Source organism: Pseudomonas sp. UBA6753, assembly GCF_002453565.1.
Classification (GTDB): Bacteria; Pseudomonadota; Gammaproteobacteria; order Pseudomonadales; family Pseudomonadaceae; genus Aquipseudomonas; species Aquipseudomonas putida_Z.
Map to the genome: position 1 here is coordinate 430,362 of NZ_DKHD01000032.1, position 17,149 is coordinate 447,510.

General features: G+C 64.6%; 15 protein-coding genes and 1 pseudogene. 9 read left to right on the plus strand and 7 right to left on the minus strand.

What is annotated here, in order from left to right:
- Nucleotides 1-3 precede the first annotated feature (3 nt).
- Nucleotides 4-1,440, minus strand: a complete 1,437-nt coding sequence (locus tag B2790_RS13690) for a cytochrome ubiquinol oxidase subunit I (RefSeq protein ID WP_025340645.1) — start codon at nucleotides 1,438-1,440, stop codon at nucleotides 4-6.
- A 344-nt stretch (nucleotides 1,441-1,784) separates the two neighbouring features.
- On the opposite strand from B2790_RS13690, the gene B2790_RS13695 reads away from it, so the two are divergent.
- From B2790_RS13695 to trmA, 3 genes are all read left to right on the plus strand, one after another.
- Nucleotides 1,785-3,005 (plus strand): MFS transporter, encoded by a 1,221-nt coding sequence (locus tag B2790_RS13695; protein WP_025340646.1) that lies wholly within the window; start codon nucleotides 1,785-1,787, stop codon nucleotides 3,003-3,005.
- 281 nt (nucleotides 3,006-3,286) lie between these two features.
- The gene (locus tag B2790_RS13700; RefSeq protein WP_015271803.1) at nucleotides 3,287-4,582 is read left to right on the plus strand and encodes an NCS2 family permease; all 1,296 of its coding nucleotides are present in this window, start codon (nucleotides 3,287-3,289) and stop codon (nucleotides 4,580-4,582) included.
- Entirely contained in the window at nucleotides 4,579-5,664 is a 1,086-nt protein-coding gene (gene trmA, locus B2790_RS13705) for a tRNA (uridine(54)-C5)-methyltransferase TrmA (protein ID WP_286918992.1), read from the plus strand. Before B2790_RS13700 ends, trmA begins: the two co-directional genes overlap by 4 nt.
- 140 nt (nucleotides 5,665-5,804) lie before the next feature.
- Here the strand turns inward: trmA and pcaG are convergent, their stop codons facing one another.
- Both pcaG and pcaH read right to left on the minus strand, forming a co-directional pair.
- The gene (gene pcaG, locus B2790_RS13710) at nucleotides 5,805-6,410 is read right to left on the minus strand and encodes a protocatechuate 3,4-dioxygenase subunit alpha (RefSeq protein WP_015271805.1); all 606 of its coding nucleotides are present in this window, start codon (nucleotides 6,408-6,410) and stop codon (nucleotides 5,805-5,807) included.
- A 10-nt stretch (nucleotides 6,411-6,420) separates the two neighbouring features.
- Complete coding sequence (gene pcaH / locus B2790_RS13715; RefSeq protein ID WP_003251597.1) at nucleotides 6,421-7,140, minus strand: protocatechuate 3,4-dioxygenase subunit beta; 720 nt, start codon at nucleotides 7,138-7,140, stop codon at nucleotides 6,421-6,423.
- Between the two features lie 226 nt (nucleotides 7,141-7,366).
- Between pcaH and ypfJ the strand changes: the two genes are divergently transcribed.
- The 3 genes and pseudogenes from ypfJ to B2790_RS25020 all read left to right on the plus strand — a co-directional run bounded on the left by ypfJ (nucleotide 7,367) and on the right by B2790_RS25020 (nucleotide 10,462).
- Nucleotides 7,367-8,254, plus strand: coding sequence for a KPN_02809 family neutral zinc metallopeptidase (gene ypfJ / locus B2790_RS13720; RefSeq protein WP_286918993.1), 888 nt, complete (start codon nucleotides 7,367-7,369; stop codon nucleotides 8,252-8,254).
- A gap of 423 nt (nucleotides 8,255-8,677) precedes the next feature.
- Nucleotides 8,678-9,607 (plus strand): annotated as a pseudogene (locus B2790_RS25015) (methyl-accepting chemotaxis protein); the annotation flags it as partial.
- Entirely contained in the window at nucleotides 9,599-10,462 is an 864-nt protein-coding gene (locus tag B2790_RS25020) for a methyl-accepting chemotaxis protein (protein ID WP_414058112.1), read from the plus strand. The pseudogene B2790_RS25015 and the gene B2790_RS25020, both read left to right, overlap by 9 nt.
- Nucleotides 10,463-10,594: 132 nt before the next feature.
- On the opposite strand, the gene ggt is transcribed toward B2790_RS25020, so the two are convergent.
- The 3 genes from ggt to B2790_RS13740 all read right to left on the minus strand — a co-directional run bounded on the left by ggt (nucleotide 10,595) and on the right by B2790_RS13740 (nucleotide 14,050).
- Nucleotides 10,595-12,262 (minus strand): gamma-glutamyltransferase, encoded by a 1,668-nt coding sequence (gene ggt, locus B2790_RS13730; protein WP_025340650.1) that lies wholly within the window; start codon nucleotides 12,260-12,262, stop codon nucleotides 10,595-10,597.
- Nucleotides 12,263-12,379: 117 nt separating this feature from the next.
- Nucleotides 12,380-13,276, minus strand: coding sequence for a LysR family transcriptional regulator (locus B2790_RS13735; protein ID WP_061303631.1), 897 nt, complete (start codon nucleotides 13,274-13,276; stop codon nucleotides 12,380-12,382).
- Nucleotides 13,277-13,459: 183 nt separating this feature from the next.
- A complete protein-coding gene (locus B2790_RS13740) occupies nucleotides 13,460-14,050 on the minus strand; it encodes an NAD(P)H-dependent oxidoreductase (protein WP_075046384.1) in 591 nt (196 codons plus the stop codon).
- A gap of 154 nt (nucleotides 14,051-14,204) precedes the next feature.
- Between B2790_RS13740 and B2790_RS13745 the strand changes: the two genes are divergently transcribed.
- Nucleotides 14,205-14,519 (plus strand): putative quinol monooxygenase, encoded by a 315-nt coding sequence (locus B2790_RS13745; RefSeq protein ID WP_003258316.1) that lies wholly within the window; start codon nucleotides 14,205-14,207, stop codon nucleotides 14,517-14,519.
- Here B2790_RS13745 and B2790_RS13750 read toward each other — a convergent pair.
- The gene (locus B2790_RS13750) at nucleotides 14,509-15,273 is read right to left on the minus strand and encodes a sulfite exporter TauE/SafE family protein (RefSeq protein WP_286918995.1); all 765 of its coding nucleotides are present in this window, start codon (nucleotides 15,271-15,273) and stop codon (nucleotides 14,509-14,511) included. The two genes, B2790_RS13745 and B2790_RS13750, sit on opposite strands and share 11 nt — an antisense overlap.
- A 77-nt stretch (nucleotides 15,274-15,350) precedes the next feature.
- Here B2790_RS13750 and B2790_RS13755 point away from each other — a divergent pair, with 77 nt between their 5' ends.
- Nucleotides 15,351-16,232 carry a LysR substrate-binding domain-containing protein gene (locus B2790_RS13755; protein WP_274079094.1) on the plus strand — a complete coding sequence of 294 codons (882 nt, stop codon included), beginning with the start codon at nucleotides 15,351-15,353 and terminating at the stop codon, nucleotides 16,230-16,232.
- A 281-nt stretch (nucleotides 16,233-16,513) separates the two neighbouring features.
- Nucleotides 16,514-17,119, plus strand: a complete 606-nt coding sequence (locus B2790_RS13760; RefSeq protein ID WP_286918996.1) for a CDP-alcohol phosphatidyltransferase family protein — start codon at nucleotides 16,514-16,516, stop codon at nucleotides 17,117-17,119.
- Nucleotides 17,120-17,149: the final 30 nt, after the last annotated feature.

Consider the following 17,149-nt stretch of genomic DNA (forward strand, 5'->3'; position numbering starts at 1 on the left):
GGCTCAGTTCCCCTTGCTCAGGCTGGCGGAGTTGGCCTCTCGGCCATCATCGGCGGCGGACAGCGGCCGCGCCGGCGTGCGTTTGGTGCCAGGGCCACCAGGTTTGTGCTCGTCACCCTCACCGGTCTGCGGCCCTTTGCGCACCAGGCGCATCATGTAGCCAAGGCCGGTGCCGAACAGGGCGAAGTACACCACCACGAAGGCCACCAGGGTGAAGCCGAGCTGGGCGTAACTGTGGTTGGACACACCGTCTGCCGTACGCATCAGGCCATACACCACCCAGGGCTGGCGGCCGATTTCGGTGGTGAACCAGCCGGCCAGCAGCGCGATCAGCCCGGAAGGGCCCATCCACAGGGCCAGGTACAGGAACGGCCGCGAGGTGTAGAGCGTGCCGCGCTTGCGCAGCCAGAGGCTCCACAGGCCGACGAAGATCATCAGGAAGCCCAGCCCGACCATGATCCGGAACGACCAGAAGACGATGGTCGAGTTGGGCCGGTCTTCGGGCGGGAACTCCTTCATCGCCGGCACCTGCTTGTCCAGGCTGTGGGTCAGGATCAGGCTGCCGAGCGCCGGGATCTCGAGCTTGAAGCGGGTGGTTTCGGCCTGCATGTCGGGAATGCCGAACAAGATCAGCGGGGTCGGCTCACCGGGCACGTTCTCCCAGTGGCCTTCGATCGCGGCGATTTTCACCGGCTGGTGCTTGAGCGTGTTGAGGCCATGGAAGTCACCGATCACCGCCTGGATCGGGGCGACGATCAGCGCCATCCACATGGCCATCGACAGCATCTTGCGCACCGCCGGGTTGTCACGCCCGCGCAGCAGGTGCCAGGCCGCCGAGGCACCGACGAAGAACGCGGTGGCAACGAACGCGGCCGTGGCCATGTGCATCAGGCGGTAGGGGAACGAGGGGTTGAATACCACCGCTAGCCAGTCCACCGGCACCACCCGGCCATCGATGATCTCGTGGCCTTGCGGGGTCTGCATCCAACTGTTGGAGGCAAGGATCCAGAAGGTCGAGACCAGGGTGCCGAGCGCCACCATCACCGTGGAAAAGAAGTGCAGGCCACGGCCGACGCGGTTCCAGCCAAACAGCATGACCCCCAGGAAGCCAGCCTCGAGGAAGAACGCGGTCAGCACCTCGTAGGTGAGCAGCGGACCGGTAATGGCGCCGGCGAAGTCGGAGAAGCGGCTCCAGTTGGTGCCGAACTGGTAGGCCATGACCAGGCCGGAAACCACCCCCATGCCGAAGTTGACGGCGAAGATTTTCGACCAGAAGTGATAAAGGTCACGGTAGACCTGGTTGTTGGTCCGCAGCCAGAGGCCTTCGAGGACCGCCAGGTAGCTCGCCAGGCCAATGGTGATGGCCGGGAACAGGATATGGAACGACACGGTAAAGGCGAACTGCATTCGGGCGAGCTCTAAGGCCTCTATTCCGAACATGGTGCTTCCTCTTCAGATAATCCGGCGTCCGGGCCGCTGGCCCCGTCGCCCACTGCCCCCACGGTAGTCGAGTGCGGCGCGTTGGAATTGTTCTGTTCGATCGCAGGGATTTCGGCCCAAGGGCCCGATCGTTACATCTGGAACGATTGACCCAGATCAACGATTGCTAGGAAGCATAGTCCTGAATGGCCCGCCGGGCCGTGTGGTTGATTGCCGCGTGACCGGTTGCCCCACCCCCTTTCATGACGCGTGAAAAAGTGCCGACCCCGGCAAACAGTAACTGTTTGTTACAAACAGATGATACGCTGCGCACCCCTCTACTGCGCCGAGGCCCCTGGTTTCCGATGTCCGATTCCGCACCGCAGTTGTTGCGTCACCACCGCCCTTTCCTGGCCTTCTGGCTGGCCCGCGTGTTCACCGCCAGCGGCTTCCAGATGCTCACCGTGGCCATTGGCTGGCACCTCTACCAATTAACCGGCAATGTGCTGGACCTGGGCCTGGTCGGCCTGGTCGAGTTCGCCCCAAGAGTGCTGTTCATGCTGCACACCGGGCATGTCGCCGACCGCTATGACCGGCGCAAGGTCGCTGCGCTGTGCCAGAGCCTGCAGGGGCTGATAGCCCTGGCGCTGGCGCTGGGCAGTGCCACCGACAACGTCACCCGCGAGCTGATCTTCGCCCTCGCCTTCCTGCTCGGTGCCACGCGTTCGTTCGAAATGCCGGCGACCCAGGCGCTGCTGCCCAACGTGGTACCGGCCGGGCTGTTCCCACGCGCGGTGGCGGCTTCGGCCTCGGCCACCCAGTCGGCAACCATTGTGGCGCCGGCGGTGGGCGGCTTCCTGTATGCCTTCGGCAGCATCTGGGTATACGGCCCCACCGTGGCCCTGTACGCCATCGCCTGCGTGCTGACCCTGAGCCTGCAGGCACGCGGCCAGGTGGCCCAGCGCGGGCGCGCCAGCATCGAATCGCTGCTGGCCGGCATCCGCTTCATCCGCAGCCGGCCGGACATCCTCGGCGCCATCTCGCTGGACCTGTTCGCCGTACTGCTGGGTGGGGCCACCGCGCTGCTGCCGGTGTTCGCCAAGGACATCCTGCTGACCGGCCCGCTGGGCCTCGGCCTGCTGCGCTCGGCGCCAGCGGTGGGGGCGTTGCTGATGTCGCTGTGGCTGGCGCGCTTCCCGTTCGAACGCAACGTGGGGCGGACCATGTTCACGGCAGTGGGCGTGTTCGGCGTGGCGACCATCGCCTTCGGCCTGTCGACCTCGTTCTGGTTCTCGCTGGCAGTGCTGGTGGTGCTGGGTGCGGCAGACATGATCAGCATGGTTATCCGCGGTGCCTTCGTGCAGTTGGAGACGCCGGATGAAATGCGCGGGCGGGTGAGTGCGGTGAACGGCTTGTTCATTGGTGCCTCGAACCAGCTCGGCGAGTTCGAATCGGGGGTGACCGCGCACTGGTTTGGCACAGTGCCGGCAGTGGTGCTGGGTGGGGTGGGCACTTTGGTGGTGACCGGGGTGTGGATAAAGCTGTTCCCGACACTGGCCAAGCGGGACCGGTTGCATAACGGTTGATCGCTCGCCTGTGCCGGCCTCTTCGCGGGCTTGCCCGCTCCCACAAGGACCGCGCCGCCCTCAGGCCCTGTGGTGTCCCTGTGGGCGCGGGCAAGCCCGCGAAAGGGCCGGTACAGGCTATAGAGAACCCATTCCCCAACGGCCATAGGCCCCCGCCAAGCATGCTGGTATGATGCGCGGCTTTTTTCCGCCCCACACAAAACCACGGCAACCGGTACGGTCTGTGCTTTGCTGATGGGGTCGATACATTCATGGCGCCGGGGGCGCCTCGGGGAGCGGGCATGCTGGAAAGGCTGTTTCAACTAAAAGCACACAACACCAATGTGCGCACCGAGATTCTCGCGGGCGTCACTACCTTCCTGGCCATGGCCTACATCCTGTTCGTCAACCCGAGCATCCTCGGCGAGACCGGCATGGACAAGGGCGCGATCTTCGTCGCCACCTGCCTGGCCGCGGCCATCGGCTCGGTGACCATGGGCCTGATCGCCAACTACCCGATCGCCCTGGCGCCGGGCATGGGCCTGAACGCGTTCTTCACCTACACCGTGGTCCTGCACATGGGCCACACCTGGCAGGTGGCACTGGGTGCGGTGTTCCTGTCGGCGGTGATGTTCTTCCTGCTGTCGATCTTCCGCATCCGCGAATGGATCGTGAACAGCATCCCGCTGCCGCTGCGTTCGGCCATTGCCGCGGGTATCGGCCTGTTCCTGGCATTGATCGCCCTGCATAACGCAGGCATCGTCGTCGATAACCCGGCCACCCTGGTGGGCCTGGGCGACCTCAAGCAGCCAGCACCGATCCTCGCCACCCTGGGCTTCTTCCTGATCGTCGGCCTCGAATCGCTGAAAGTGCGCGGCGCCGTGCTGATCGGCATTCTCGCCGTAACCATCGCCTCGATCCTGATGGGCGTGACGCCCTTCGGCGGCGTGGTCTCGATGCCGCCATCGCTGGCCCCGACCTTCCTGCAGCTGGACATCGCCGGCGCGCTGGACGTGGGCCTGGTCAGCGTGATCTTCGCCTTCCTGTTCGTCGACCTGTTCGACAACTCCGGCACCCTGATCGGCGTGGCCAAGCGCGCCGGGCTGATGGGCAAGGACGGCCACATGCCGAAGATGGGCCGTGCCCTGATCGCCGACAGTACCGCAGCCATGGCCGGCTCCCTGCTGGGCACCTCGACCACTACCAGCTACATCGAATCCGCCGCGGGCGTGAGCGCCGGTGGCCGCACCGGCCTCACCGCCATCGTGGTCGCCGTGCTGTTCCTGCTGGCGCTGTTCTTCGCCCCGCTGGCCGGTAGCGTGCCGGCCTTCGCCACCGCCCCGGCGCTGCTGTTCGTCGCGGTGCTGATGGCCTCGGGCCTGGCAGAAATAAACTGGGACGACGTCACCGAAGCCGCACCGGTGGTAGTGACCGCCCTGGCCATGCCGCTGACCTACTCGATCGCCAACGGCATCGCCTTCGGCTTCATTTCCTGGACCGCCGTCAAGCTGATCTCCGGCCGCCACCGCGACCTGAACCCGGCCCTGGTGATCCTTTCCATCCTGTTCGTCATCAAGCTGGGCTGGTTCAACGCATGAGTGCTGCTTTCGACCCCTCCTCCTACACCACCCAGCTGGACGCCAAGGTGGCCCGGCTGCGCGAGCTGCTGGCGCCGTTCGGCGCGCCGGAGCCGGCTGTTTTCGACTCGCCGCGCGAGCATTACCGCCTGCGCGCCGAATTCCGCCTGTGGCGCGAGGATGGCCAGCGCCACTACGCCATGTTCGCCCCGGGCGAGAAGCACAAGGCGATCCTGATCGACGACTTCCCCATCGCCAGCCAGCACATCAATGCACTGATGCCGCGCCTGAAGGCCGCCTGGCAAGCCAGCGAGGAGCTGGGTAACCGCCTGTTCCAGGTGGAGTTCCTCACCACCCTGGCTGGCGATGCCATGGTCACCCTGTGCTACCACCGCCCACTGGACGAGGCCTGGGAAACGGCCGCACGGCAGCTGGCCGAGGACCTGGGCGTGAGCATCATCGGCCGCTCCAAGGGCAAGCGCCTGGTCATCGGCCGTGACTATGCGGTGGAAAAACTCGACGTCGCTGGCCGTGTGTTCAGCTACCGCCAGCCGGAAGGCGCGTTCACCCAGCCCAACGGCGCGGTGAACCAGAAGATGCTGAGCTGGGCCTTCGAGGCCATCGGCGAGCGCGACGACGACCTGCTGGAGCTGTACTGCGGCAACGGCAACTTCACCCTGCCGCTGGCCACCCGCGTGCGCCAGGTACTGGCCACGGAAATCAGCAAGACCTCGGTCAATGCCGCGCTGAGCAACCTCGACGAGAACGCTGTGGATAACGTGCGGCTGGTGCGCCTGTCGGCAGAAGAGCTGACCCAGGCGCTGAACGAGGTGCGGCCGTTCCGCCGGCTGGAAGGCATCGACCTGAAGAGCTACGAGTTCGGTACGGTGTTCGTCGACCCGCCGCGGGCGGGGATGGACCCGGACACCTGCGAGCTGACCCGGCGTTTCGAGCGGATCCTGTACATCTCGTGCAACCCGGAGACGCTGGCGGCGAACATTGCCCAGTTGCAGGACACCCACCGCATCGAACGGTGTGCGTTGTTTGACCAGTTCCCCTATACCCACCATATGGAGAGTGGGGTTTTGCTGGTTCGGCGCTGACCTTCAGATCGCCGGGGCTGCTTTGCAGCCCATCGCCGGCAAGCCAGCTCCCACAGGTGCTGCACAGGCCTTGAGGGCCGCGCGGTCGGTGTGGGAGCTGGCTTGCCGGCGATGGGCCGCAAAGCGGCCCCAGGCTTCACTCAGAAGTCGAAGAACACCGTCTCCCCTTCCCCCTGAATACGGATATCGAAGCGATACGCCGTCTTCCCGTCCACCTCGCAACGCTTGGCCACCAGGGTCTCGCGCCGCTGCGGCTGCTCGATCAGGTTGAGCACCGGGCACTTGGCATTGGCCTCGGCCTCGTCATCGAAATACAGCCGCGTGTGCAGGTGGATGTTGATCCCCCGGGCAAACAGGCTGATGTTGATGTGCGGCGCCATCGGCACGCCCGCAGCGTTGTTCACCACGCCCGGCTTGACCGTGTGCAGGGTCCACTCACCGGCATCGAAGGTGGTGGCGGTGCGGCCGAAGCTGTTGAAGGCGTTTTCCAGGTTGTAGGCATCCTGGTACTCGCCGTTGGCATCGGCTTGCCACACCTCCAGGAACGAATCGCGCACCAGGTGGCCGTTACCGTCATACACCTGGCCGATCAGCAGGATGTGCTCGCCCGGCGCGTCCGGCTTGGCCAGGCGGTTCCAGATTTCCTGGTCGCGGGTCGGGTTGCCGGCCGCTTCCAGGGCCAGGCCGATGTGCACGTAGGGGCCGGCGGTCTGCGAAGGGGTTTCCGGCAGCAGTTCGATTGGCATGGCGGGGTCCTCAGCAGTTTTCGAAGTGGGTCTTGCGCTGGCCGCGCAGCACGATGTCGAAGCGGTAGGCCAGGCAGTCCATCGGGTTGGCGTTGCTCATGTCGAGCTTGGCGATCAACTGCTGCACGGCTTGCGGGTTGGCGATCGACTTGACGATCGGGCACATCGGGATCAGCGGGTCACCCTCGAAGTACAGCTGGGTGATCAGCTTGGTGGCGATCGACGGGCCGCTGATGGCGAAGTGGATGTGCGCCGGGCGCCAGTCGTTCGGGCCGTTGCGCCATGGGTACGGGCCCGGCTTGATGGTGCGGAAGCTGTAGTAGCCATCACGGTCGGTCAGGCAACGGCCGACGCCACCGAAGTTCGGGTCCAGCGGCGCCAGGTAGCGGTCGTTCTTGTGACGGTAGCGGCCGCCGGCATTGGCCTGCCACATTTCCACCAGGGTATTCGGCACAGGCTTGCCGTACTGGTCGACCACACGGCCGGCGACGATGATGCGCTCGCCGATCGGCAAGCCGCCGTTGTTGAAGTTCAGCAGCAGGTCATGGTCATGGGCGCCGAAGCCCAGGTGGGAAAAGTCCGGGCCGGTGGTTTCGCTGATCGACTGCGGGATGCTGACCAGTGCCTGGCGTGGCGAGCGGGCAATGGACGTCTTGTAGTCAGGCGTAAGGGCTTTCGGGTGCCAGTTGCGATCACGGATCACGAAGCGGCTGTTGTCCTGGGCGGGCATGCCGGTTTCCTCTCTTGGAATTATGGAAATGCGCGGGGGGTTATTTGAAACCCTGTCGCGGGCAAGCCCGCTCCCACATGCAGTTTCAGGCAGGTAGCGTGCAATGAATATTGAAATCAGCCACATCAAACATAACCATTTGGTTATGCATAAGCACCTTGGCCTGACACTCGCCGCCGTCGTGGACTAATCTTTGTCTTCTTGTTTCACGCTTCGGAGAGCATTCATGGATTGGCGAAAAGGCCGACGCAGCGACAATGTGGTCGATGCCCGAGGCGAAGGTGGTGGCGGCGGCATGCGTTTCGGCGGCGGCAAGGGGCTGGGGCTTGGTGCGGTGCTGCTGATTGTCGGCATCGGCTGGCTCACCGGCCAGGACCCGTTGCAGATTCTTGGCCAGCTCGCCGGCCAGATGGAGCAGCAACAACAGCAGGCACCCAGCAGCGCGGGCGGCAAGGCCCCGCCGGCCAACGACCAGCAGGCCGAGTTCGTCGCCTCTATCCTGGGCGATACCGAAGACACCTGGAAAGCCCTGTTCGCCGAGGGCGGCAAGCAATACCGCGACCCCAAGCTGGTGCTGTTCAGCGGCCAGGTCAATTCGGCCTGTGGCTTTGCCTCGGCGGCGGTGGGGCCGTTCTACTGCCCGGCAGACCAACGGGTCTACCTGGACATGTCGTTCTTCCGCGAAATGGAAACCCGCTTCGCCGCAGCCGGCGACTTTGCCCAGGCCTACGTGATCGCCCACGAAATCGGCCATCACGTACAGACCCTGCTGGGCGTGTCGGCCAAAGTCGATGCCGCGCGCCGCAGTGGCCAGCGCATGGAAGGCGACAATGGCCTGCTGGTGCGCCAGGAGCTGCAGGCCGACTGCCTGGCCGGTGTATGGGCCTACCAGGCGCAGAAGCGCCTGAACTGGCTGGAACCGGGCGACGTCGAAGAGGCGCTGAACGCGGCCAATTCCATTGGCGATGACCGCCTGCAGCAACAAGGCCGCGGGCGCGTGGTACCAGACTCGTTCACCCACGGCACCTCGGCGCAGCGGGTACGCTGGTTCAAGGCCGGGTTTGCCGAGGGCGAAGTGAACCGCTGCGATACCTTCAGCGCGCGCAACCTCTGAGGCTTCATGGGGCCGCTTTGCGGCCCTTCGCGGCGGTTCGGCGCCCCGACACGCCCGCTCCCACAGGTAAATCGCTGCCCTTGAAGTTGGCGCTATCCCTGTGGGAGCGGGCATGCCCGCGAAGGGCTGCAAGGCAGCCCCAATCAAGCCAGTTACAAATCTGCTGAAAAAGCGTTTCAGCTTCCTCCATCACTGCCGATAACCCCTGCACGAATCAGCGGGCATCCAGAACAACAACGCCTGGCGATCGAAGATCAAGCGAGCGAAAACAACTTCTGGAGAGCGTGCATGAACAGCTGGTTCGCCAACATCAGCGTCAACCTCAAACTCGGCCTGGGCTTCGGCCTGGTCCTGATCCTCACCGGCCTGCTGGCCCTGACCGGCTGGACCAGCCTGGGCAGCCTGATCGACCGCAGCAACTGGATGGGTGATATCGGCCAGCTCAACAAGGACCTGACCGACCTGCGCATTGCCCGCCTGCAGTACATGATCGCCAACGGCGACGATGCCGCCGCCGCCAACACCCAGACCAAGCTGGACGCCTTCAGCAAGCAGCAGGCCTACCTGGCCAGCACCTTCAAGAGCCCGGAAAACATCAAGCTGCTGGGTGAACTGGGCGAGACCATCAGCGCCTACAAGGTGTCGCTGAACAAGATGCGCCAGGGCTACGACGCCACCCGCACCGCGCGCACGGCCATGGACGGTTCGGCCAGCCGCGCCGACCAGGCCATGGACGCCCTCAGCCAGGTAGTCATGGCGCGCCCCGAAGCCGACAGCGTGCGCCTGGCCCAGTACCAGCTGGTCAGCAAGGCCCGCCAGCAACTGCTGCAGGTGCGCATCGACGTACGCGGCTACATTGCCGAAAACAGCGCTGCCAACGAGCAGGCCGCCCTGCGCCAGCTGGACGCCGCCCTGGCCGAAATCGACAATCTCAAGCGCCAGCTGCCGGCCGAAGACACACGCCTGCAACAGTTCGAAGGCTCGGTGCTGGCCTACCGTGACGCCGTGCGCCAGTTCCGCGATGCGGTCGCCAACATCACCACTGCGCGCGCCGAAATGACCGTGCAGGGTGCCGACATCGTCAAGCGCAGCGACGCTCTGTACCAGATCCAGCTGCAGCGCCGCGACATCGAAAGCACCCAGGCTCGCAGCCTGCAGGCCATTGCCACGCTGCTGGCGCTGCTGGTCGGCGTGCTGGCGGCAGTGCTGATCACCCGGCAGATCACCCGCCCGCTGCGCGACACCATGGTGGCAGTGGAAAAGATCGCCAGCGGCGACCTTACCCAGCACCTGCGCGTCACCCGCCGCGACGAACTGGGCGTGCTGCAACAAGGCATCGCCCGCATGGGCACCACTTTGCGCGAGCTGATCAGCGGCATCCGCGATGGCGTCACCCAGATCGCCAGCGCTGCCGAGGAATTGTCGGCGGTGACCGAGCAGACCAGCGCCGGCGCCAACAGCCAGAAGGTCGAGACCGACCAGGTGGCCACCGCCATGCACGAAATGGCCGCTACCGTTCAGGAAGTGGCGCGCAATGCCGAACAGGCCTCGCATGCCGCCACCGGTGCCGATGACGAAGCCCGTGCCGGCGACCGCGTGGTGGGCGAAGCAATTGGCCAGATCGAACGCCTGGCCGAAGACATGCACCGCTCCACCGAAGCCATGAACCTGCTGCAGCAGGAAAGCCAGAAGATCGGCAGCGTGATGGACGTGATCAAGTCGGTGGCCGAACAGACCAACCTGCTTGCACTTAACGCAGCGATCGAGGCGGCGCGTGCCGGCGAGGCCGGCCGTGGTTTTGCCGTGGTTGCCGATGAAGTGCGCGGCCTAGCCCAGCGCACGCAGAAATCCACCGAAGAGATCGAAGAGCTGATCGCCAGCCTGCAGCATGGGACCCAGCAAGTGGCTACGGCCATGCAAGGCAGCCGTACCCTGACCGACAGCAGCGTCGAGCTGGCGCGCAAGGCCGGGGCTTCGCTGGAGAGCATCACCAGCACGGTATCGAGCATCCAGTCGATGAACCAGCAGATTGCCGCGGCGGCGGAACAGCAGAGTGCGGTGGCGGAGGAGATTAGCCGCAGCATCCTGAATGTGCGCGATGTGTCGGAGCAGACGGCGGCGGCCAGTGACGAGACGGCGGCGTCCAGCGTGGAGCTGGCGCGGTTGGGTGGGCAGTTGCAGACGTTGGTCAGCCAGTTCCGCGTCTGATCCTGGAATCTGGGGCCGCTTTGCGGCCCATCGCCGGCAAGCCAGGCTCCCACAGGGATCGCACAGACCTCGGGGCTGCGCCGTACCTGTGGGAGCTGGCTTGCCGGCGATAGGGCCGGCACTGACGATCGCTTACTTGACGATCATCCCTACCCCACGCCCACGCGGATCCGAAGCGGTCTCCAGCTTCGTCCCATCAACCCGGATCGCCTGGATATCCCCCATCTCCCAGCCCTGGTCCTCCAGCACATAGCCCATCTTCTTCAGTTCATCAGCCACCGGCCCGGTCAGCGGCGCATAGCTGTCGAAGTAGATGGTGTCCTTGGGCAGCAACTGATGGTGCACGCGCTGCGCCGCCACCGCCTTGTCCAGCGGCATGTCGTAGTCGTACAGGTTGTTCATCACCTGGAAGATCGAGGTGAAGATCCGCGACCCACCCGGGGTACCGATGACCAGCTCGACCTTGCCATCACGGGTCATCAGGCTGGGGCTCATGGACGACAGCATGCGCTTGCCCGGGGCGATGGCATTGGCATCGCCGCCAACTACACCAAAGGCGTTCGCCGCCCCCGGCTTGGCGCTGAAATCGTCCATCTCGTCGTTGAGCAGGAAGCCGGCGCCTTTCACCACCACACCACTGCCGTAGTCGAGGTTGAGGGTGTAGGTGTTGCTGACCGCATTGCCCTGCTTGTCGACGATCGAGAAGTGCGTGGTCTGGTGCGGCTCCAGGCCCGGCTTGACCTTGTCGGTGTCGGAAATGGCCTTCGGGTTGACCTGCGCGGCGCGCTTGGCCAGGTAATCCTTGGCCACCAGCTGATCCACCGGCACTTTGGTGAAGGCCGGGTCGCCAAGGTAGTCGGCGCGGTCGGCGAACACGCGCTTCTCGATCTCGGCCAACAGGTGTATGTACTGCGCCGAGTTGTGCGCCACACCCTTGAAGTCCGCCGCGCGGTTTTCCTTGATGCCCAGCAGCTGGGCCAGGGCGACGCCACCGGAGCTTGGCGGTGGCGCGGTATACACCACGTTGCCACGCCAGCTCACGGCCATCGGCTCACGCCAAACGGCCTTGTAGTCCTTGAGGTCCTGTTTGGTGATCAGGCCCTTGTCGGCCTGCATCTGCGCCACCAGCAGGTCGGCGGTCTTGCCCTGGTAGAACTCGCTCACGCCCTTGTCGGCGATGCGTTCCAAGGTCTGGGCCATTTCCGGTTGCTTGAACAGCTCGCCGACCTTCATGTTGCCGAAATAGTCGTTGAAATTGGTCGCGGTCTTGAACATGCCCTGGGCATCGTTGCGGTACTGGTACTGCTTTGCGGCCACCTTGAAGCCGTTTTTCGCATAGCCGATGGCCGGGGTCAGCAGCTCGCTCCAGGGCAGCTTGCCGAACTTCTGGTGCGCCTCCCACAACCCCATCACCGTGCCCGGTACGCCAGCAGCGCGTGCCCCGACCAGGCTGAGGTTCTCGATGACCTCACCCTTTTCGTCCAGGTACATGTTGCGCGTGGCGGCCTGGGGCGCGACTTCGCGGTAGTCGAGGAAGTAGGGTTTGCCGTCGACGAACAGGGTCATGAACCCGCCACCGCCGATGTTGCCGGCCTCGGGATAAGTCACCGCCAGGGTGAAAGCCGTGGCCACTGCAGCATCCACCGCGTTGCCGCCTTTCTTGAGGATGTCGGCGGCTACCTGTGCACCATATTGATCGGGCGCGGCCACCGCGCCGCCCTCAAGGTTGGCGGCATGAACCGAGGAACAGCTCAGGATCGCGGCTGCGAGAGCCAGGTACTGGAACGGAGCAATACGCATGACACTTCCTTGGTGTTGTTTTTGTTGAGCAGTCAGTAAGGCCGAAGCGCTTCGACTGTGCAATCAACCGCAGGAAGTTTCGCCGCCTGTGGGCAGGATTTGTCGCGTTCAGGCAACTCAGCTGGCGTACATCGCCAACTTGCGCTGGATGAAATCGAGGAAGCACTGGATACGCAGCGCCAGCTGGGTGTTGCGGTAGTACACCGCATGGATCGGCTGGCGGTAGCCGTTGTTGGCTTCGCTCAGCAGCACTTGCAGGCGCCCGGTGCGGATATCCTCGTGGGTCATGAAGTGCGACAGGCTGACGATGCCCTCGCCGGCCAGCGCCAGTTGGCGCAAGGTCTCGCCGCTGGAGGCGATCAGCGCCGGGCGGATGCTCCAGCGGTCACCCTGGGCATGGCGCAGTGGCCAGTGGTTGAGCGATTCGGGCTGGCTGAAGCCAAGCAGGCAGTGGTTGGCCAGGTCCTCGACCCGCTGCGGCGTGCCGTGCTGCTCGAGGTAGGCCGGGCTGGCCAGCACCTGTACCGGGCTGCAACCCAGGCTGCGTGCGTGCAGGCTGGAGTCAGCCAGTTCACCGATGCGGATCGCCACATCGGTGCTTTGCTCCAGCAGGTCGATAATCAGGTCGTCGGTATTGAGTTCCAGTTCGATGCCAGGGTATTGGCGGCGGAACTCGCCGATCCACGGCAGGATGGCATGCAGCATGAACGGCGCGGCGGCGTTGATGCGCAGGCGCCCGGTGGGGGTCTGGCGGTTCATCGACAGGCGCTCTTCCATCTCGTCCATCTGCTCCAGGATCAACCGCGCGCGTTCGAGGAAGAAGCGGCCCTCCTCGGTCAGGTCCATGCGCCGAGTGGTGCGGTTGACCAGCGTGGTACCCAGCTTGCCCTCAAGGCGCGACAGGGTACGGCTGACGGCGGACGGGGTCTGGCCCATCTGCTCGGCAGCAGCGGAAATCGAGCCGCAGTCGATGACGGTGACGAATACCTGGAGTTCTTCGGATCGGGTTTTCACATCTGCGCCTGTGGTTGGTCTCTGCAGGGATTAGATAGCCGCTTGTCGAGGCCAAGTCCAGCGGTGCCTGTGTTGGCCTCTTCGCGGGCTTGCCCGCTCCCACAGGGATCACACAGATTTCAAGGAGTGTGGAGTACCTGTGGGAGCGGGCAAGCCCGCGAAGAGGCCGGCACAGAGAAAACCTTACTGTGCCTTGCCAAATACCTTGTCCAGATGCGCCTCATAGGCCGCCAAAGCAGCCGGCACATCCGGCCGCTTCATCACATCCACTGCCAGGAAAGTCGGCAGCCCGGTCATGCCGAGGAACTGGTTGGCCTTGTGGAACGGGAAGTACACCGCGTCCACCCCCTTGCCCTCGAAGAAATCGCTCGGGTCGTCGAATGCCTGCTGCGGTGCATTCCAGGTCAGCGAAAGCATGTACTGCTTGCCGTGCACCAGGCCGCCGCTGCCGTACTTCTGCGAGTGGTCCGCACGGGTACGGCCGTCGTTGGCATACAGGCTGCCGTGGCCTGCGGTGAACACCTCGTCGATGTACTTCTTCACGGTCCATGGCGCGCCCATCCACCAACCGGGCATCTGGTAGATCACCACATCGGCCCAGAGGAACTTCTCCACCTCTTCCTGGGCGTCGTAACCGCCGTCGATGAAGGTGTGGCGCACATCGAAACCGGCCCGGTCCAGGTGAGCGATGGCCGCTTCGTGCAAGGTCGCGTTGAGGCGACCGTCGGAGTGAGCGAATTGTTTACCACCGTTGAGCAAAAGGATCTTCTTCATGCGGGCCTCGCGGAAAAGTCAGGCCGGCAGGTTAGGGGCTCGCGGGCGCGGGATACAGTAATGCATAGGCAAAATACAATTGACCTGAAGTCACGAATGAACAATACATTATTGCCTTAGAATCGCATCACCTCCCATCAACGAGTAGCGACCCATGAGTGAGCAGTACGCCTTCATCCTCAAAGCCAAGACCCGCCCGGAAATGGCTGAAGCGTTCGAAACCCTGTTCCGCGCCTACGTCGAGCCAAGCCGCCAGGAGCCGGGCTGCATCGAGTACCACATGCTGCGCGACAAGCAGGACCCGAGCCTGTTCGTGTTCTTCGAGGTCTGGGCCGACAAGGCCGCGCTGGATGTGCATTCGGCCCTGCCGCACATGACAGCGTTCTTCGAAAAACGCATGGACTACCTGGAACGCGACTTCGACATCCAGATGATCGACATGCTCAGCGCATCAAGCGCTAACCGCTGATCAGCAAATGGCCGCCGAGTGCGGCCAGGCCGATGAAGAAGCAGCGTTTGAACAGCAGCGCGCTGATGCGCTGACGCAGCCACTGGCCGGCCAGCATGCCGAGCAAGGCCGGCGCCAGCATCAGCAGCGAAGCACCCAGTGCCTGGCCACCCAGGGCATCCTGCCCGGCCAGGCCAACGGCCAAGGCCAGGGTCGAAACAGTGAACGACAGGCCCAGGGCCTGGACCATCTGATCCCGACTCAAACCCAGGCTCTGCAGGTAGGGCACAGCCGGTATCACGAACACCCCGGTCGCCGCCGTGACCACGCCCGTGACCAGCCCGCAAAGCGGCGCCAGCCAAGGCTCCCGCCCCGGTGCCAGGCGCAGGCCCGGGCCGACCAGCCCGTACAGCGCATACACCATCAAGGCCGCGCCCAGTGCATGTGCGGCCCAAGGGCCGCTGTTGATTCCCAGCCAGGCACTGCCCAGCAAGGTACCGACGAAGATCATCGCCAGCATCGGCCACAGGCGTGCCAGCAAACCCCGCAGGTGCCCACCGCTGGCCAGCTGCCACAGGTTGGTGAGGGTTGACGGCACGATCAGCAATGCCGCAGCCTGCGCCGGTGACATAGCCAAGCCCAGCAGGCCCATGGCGATGGTCGGCAGGCCGAGGCCGATCACGCCCTTCACCGCGCCGGCCAGCAGGAAGGTCAGTACCACCAGCAGCGACAGCGCTAGGCCAATGTTCTGGTAGAAAGCGAGCAAGGTATTCATGGGCCGATGATGGCGTGCGTCGGCCGGGCTGAAAATCTGCCATATACTCAGCCAGACTCTTGCCAGGACAGAGCCACATGCATTTCGACCTGATCGACCTCAGGCTGTTCCAGCACACCCTGGAGTGCGGCAACATCACCGCCGGTGCCAGCCGCAGCCATCTGTCGCTGGCAGCAGCCAGTGCGCGCATCCGCGCCATGGAGGCATCGCTGGGCATCCCTTTGCTGGAACGCAACCGCCGTGGCGTACAAGCAACTCCGGCCGGCCAGGCACTGCTGCAGCATGCCCGGCTGATATCGCAGCAGGTCGAGCGCCTGCAGTTCGACCTGGGCCAGTACGCGCAAGGGCAGCAGGGCCAGGTGCGCCTGCTGTGCAACACGGCGGCACTCACGGAGTACCTGCCAGAGCTGCTGGCCGGCTACCTGGCTGAAAACCCTGGAGTCAGCGTGGACGTGCAGGAGTTGCCGAGCCTGCGCATCGTGCAGTCGATTACCCAGGGCATGGCAGACCTGGGCATCGTTTCGACCGCCGCACCCAGCGCGCACCTGCAGACCCGGCCGTTTCGCGAAGACCCGCTGGTGCTGGTAACGCCGCAGCGCCACCCGCTGGCCAACGAGGTCGCGCCGAGCTTCATCGATAGCCTGGCCCATGGCTATGTCGGCCTGGGGGCTGGCAGTGCACTGGCGTTGTACCTGGAAGAGCAGGCACTGCGCGAGGGGCGGCGCATGCGGGTTCGAGTGCGTGCCGAAGGGTTCGATGGCGTGATCCGCATGGTTGCGGGCGGGGCCGGGGTGGGGGTGGTGCCGCTGGCTGCGGTGAAACGTTGGCAAGGGGTATTGCCGTTGCACTGGGTGGCGCTGACGGAACCATGGGCCAATCGCCGGTTGCTGGTGTGTGCACGCGATTTTGCGGCATTGCCGGGGTATGCCGCAGGGTTGGTAACTACCCTCACCCGCTGACGGAGTGGATGGCACGGGCTTCGCCCGTGTTCGCGGGTGAACCCGCTCCCACAGGATATGTGGTATCTCTCGGATGGACGCTATACCTGTGGGAGCGGGCGAGCCCGCGAAGCAGGCACCGCGATTGATGGCACGGGCTTCGCCCGTGTTCGCGGGTAAACCCGCTCCCACAGGGTATGCGGTATCTCTCGGATGGACGCTATACCTGTGGGAGCGGGTTTACCCGCGAAGAAGGCTCACACACAATGGCGCCGTAACGCCCCACCGAAAAGGACTTTCCAGTGGCATCGATCTACCAGCTCAAACCGCGCTTCCAGGCCATGCTCCGCCCTGCTGTCCAGCGCCTCTACGACCGCGGAGTCACCGCCAACCAAGTCACTGTCGCCGCCGCCCTGCTGTCGATCCTGCTGGGCCTGCTGCTGGCCGCCCTGCCCCATCTCACCTGGCTGTTCATCCTGATTCCAGTCTGGATGCTGCTGCGCATGGCACTGAACGCCGTCGACGGCATGCTCGCCCGGGAGTTCGGCCAGCAATCCACCCTCGGCGCCTACCTCAACGAACTGTGCGACGTGATCGCCGATGCCGCGCTGTACCTGCCCTTCGCCCTGCTGGCGGGTGTAACGCCAACCTTGGTCGTACTCGTGGTGCTCAGCGCCACCTTCAGCGAATACGCCGGTGTCATGGGCCCGCTGGCCGGCGCCTCACGGCGCTACGACGGCCCCATGGGCAAGAGCGACCGGGCGTTCGCCTTCGGCGTGCTGGGTACCGGCGTCGCCTTTGGCGTGCTGAACGGCGCCTGGATCAACGGCTTGTTGCTGGTCATCCTCGCACTCTCGCTCTATACCCTCTACAACCGGGTTCGCCAGGGGCTGGCCGAAACCCGCTGAGCCCACAGCCGTCGTAAAAGGATGTCGACC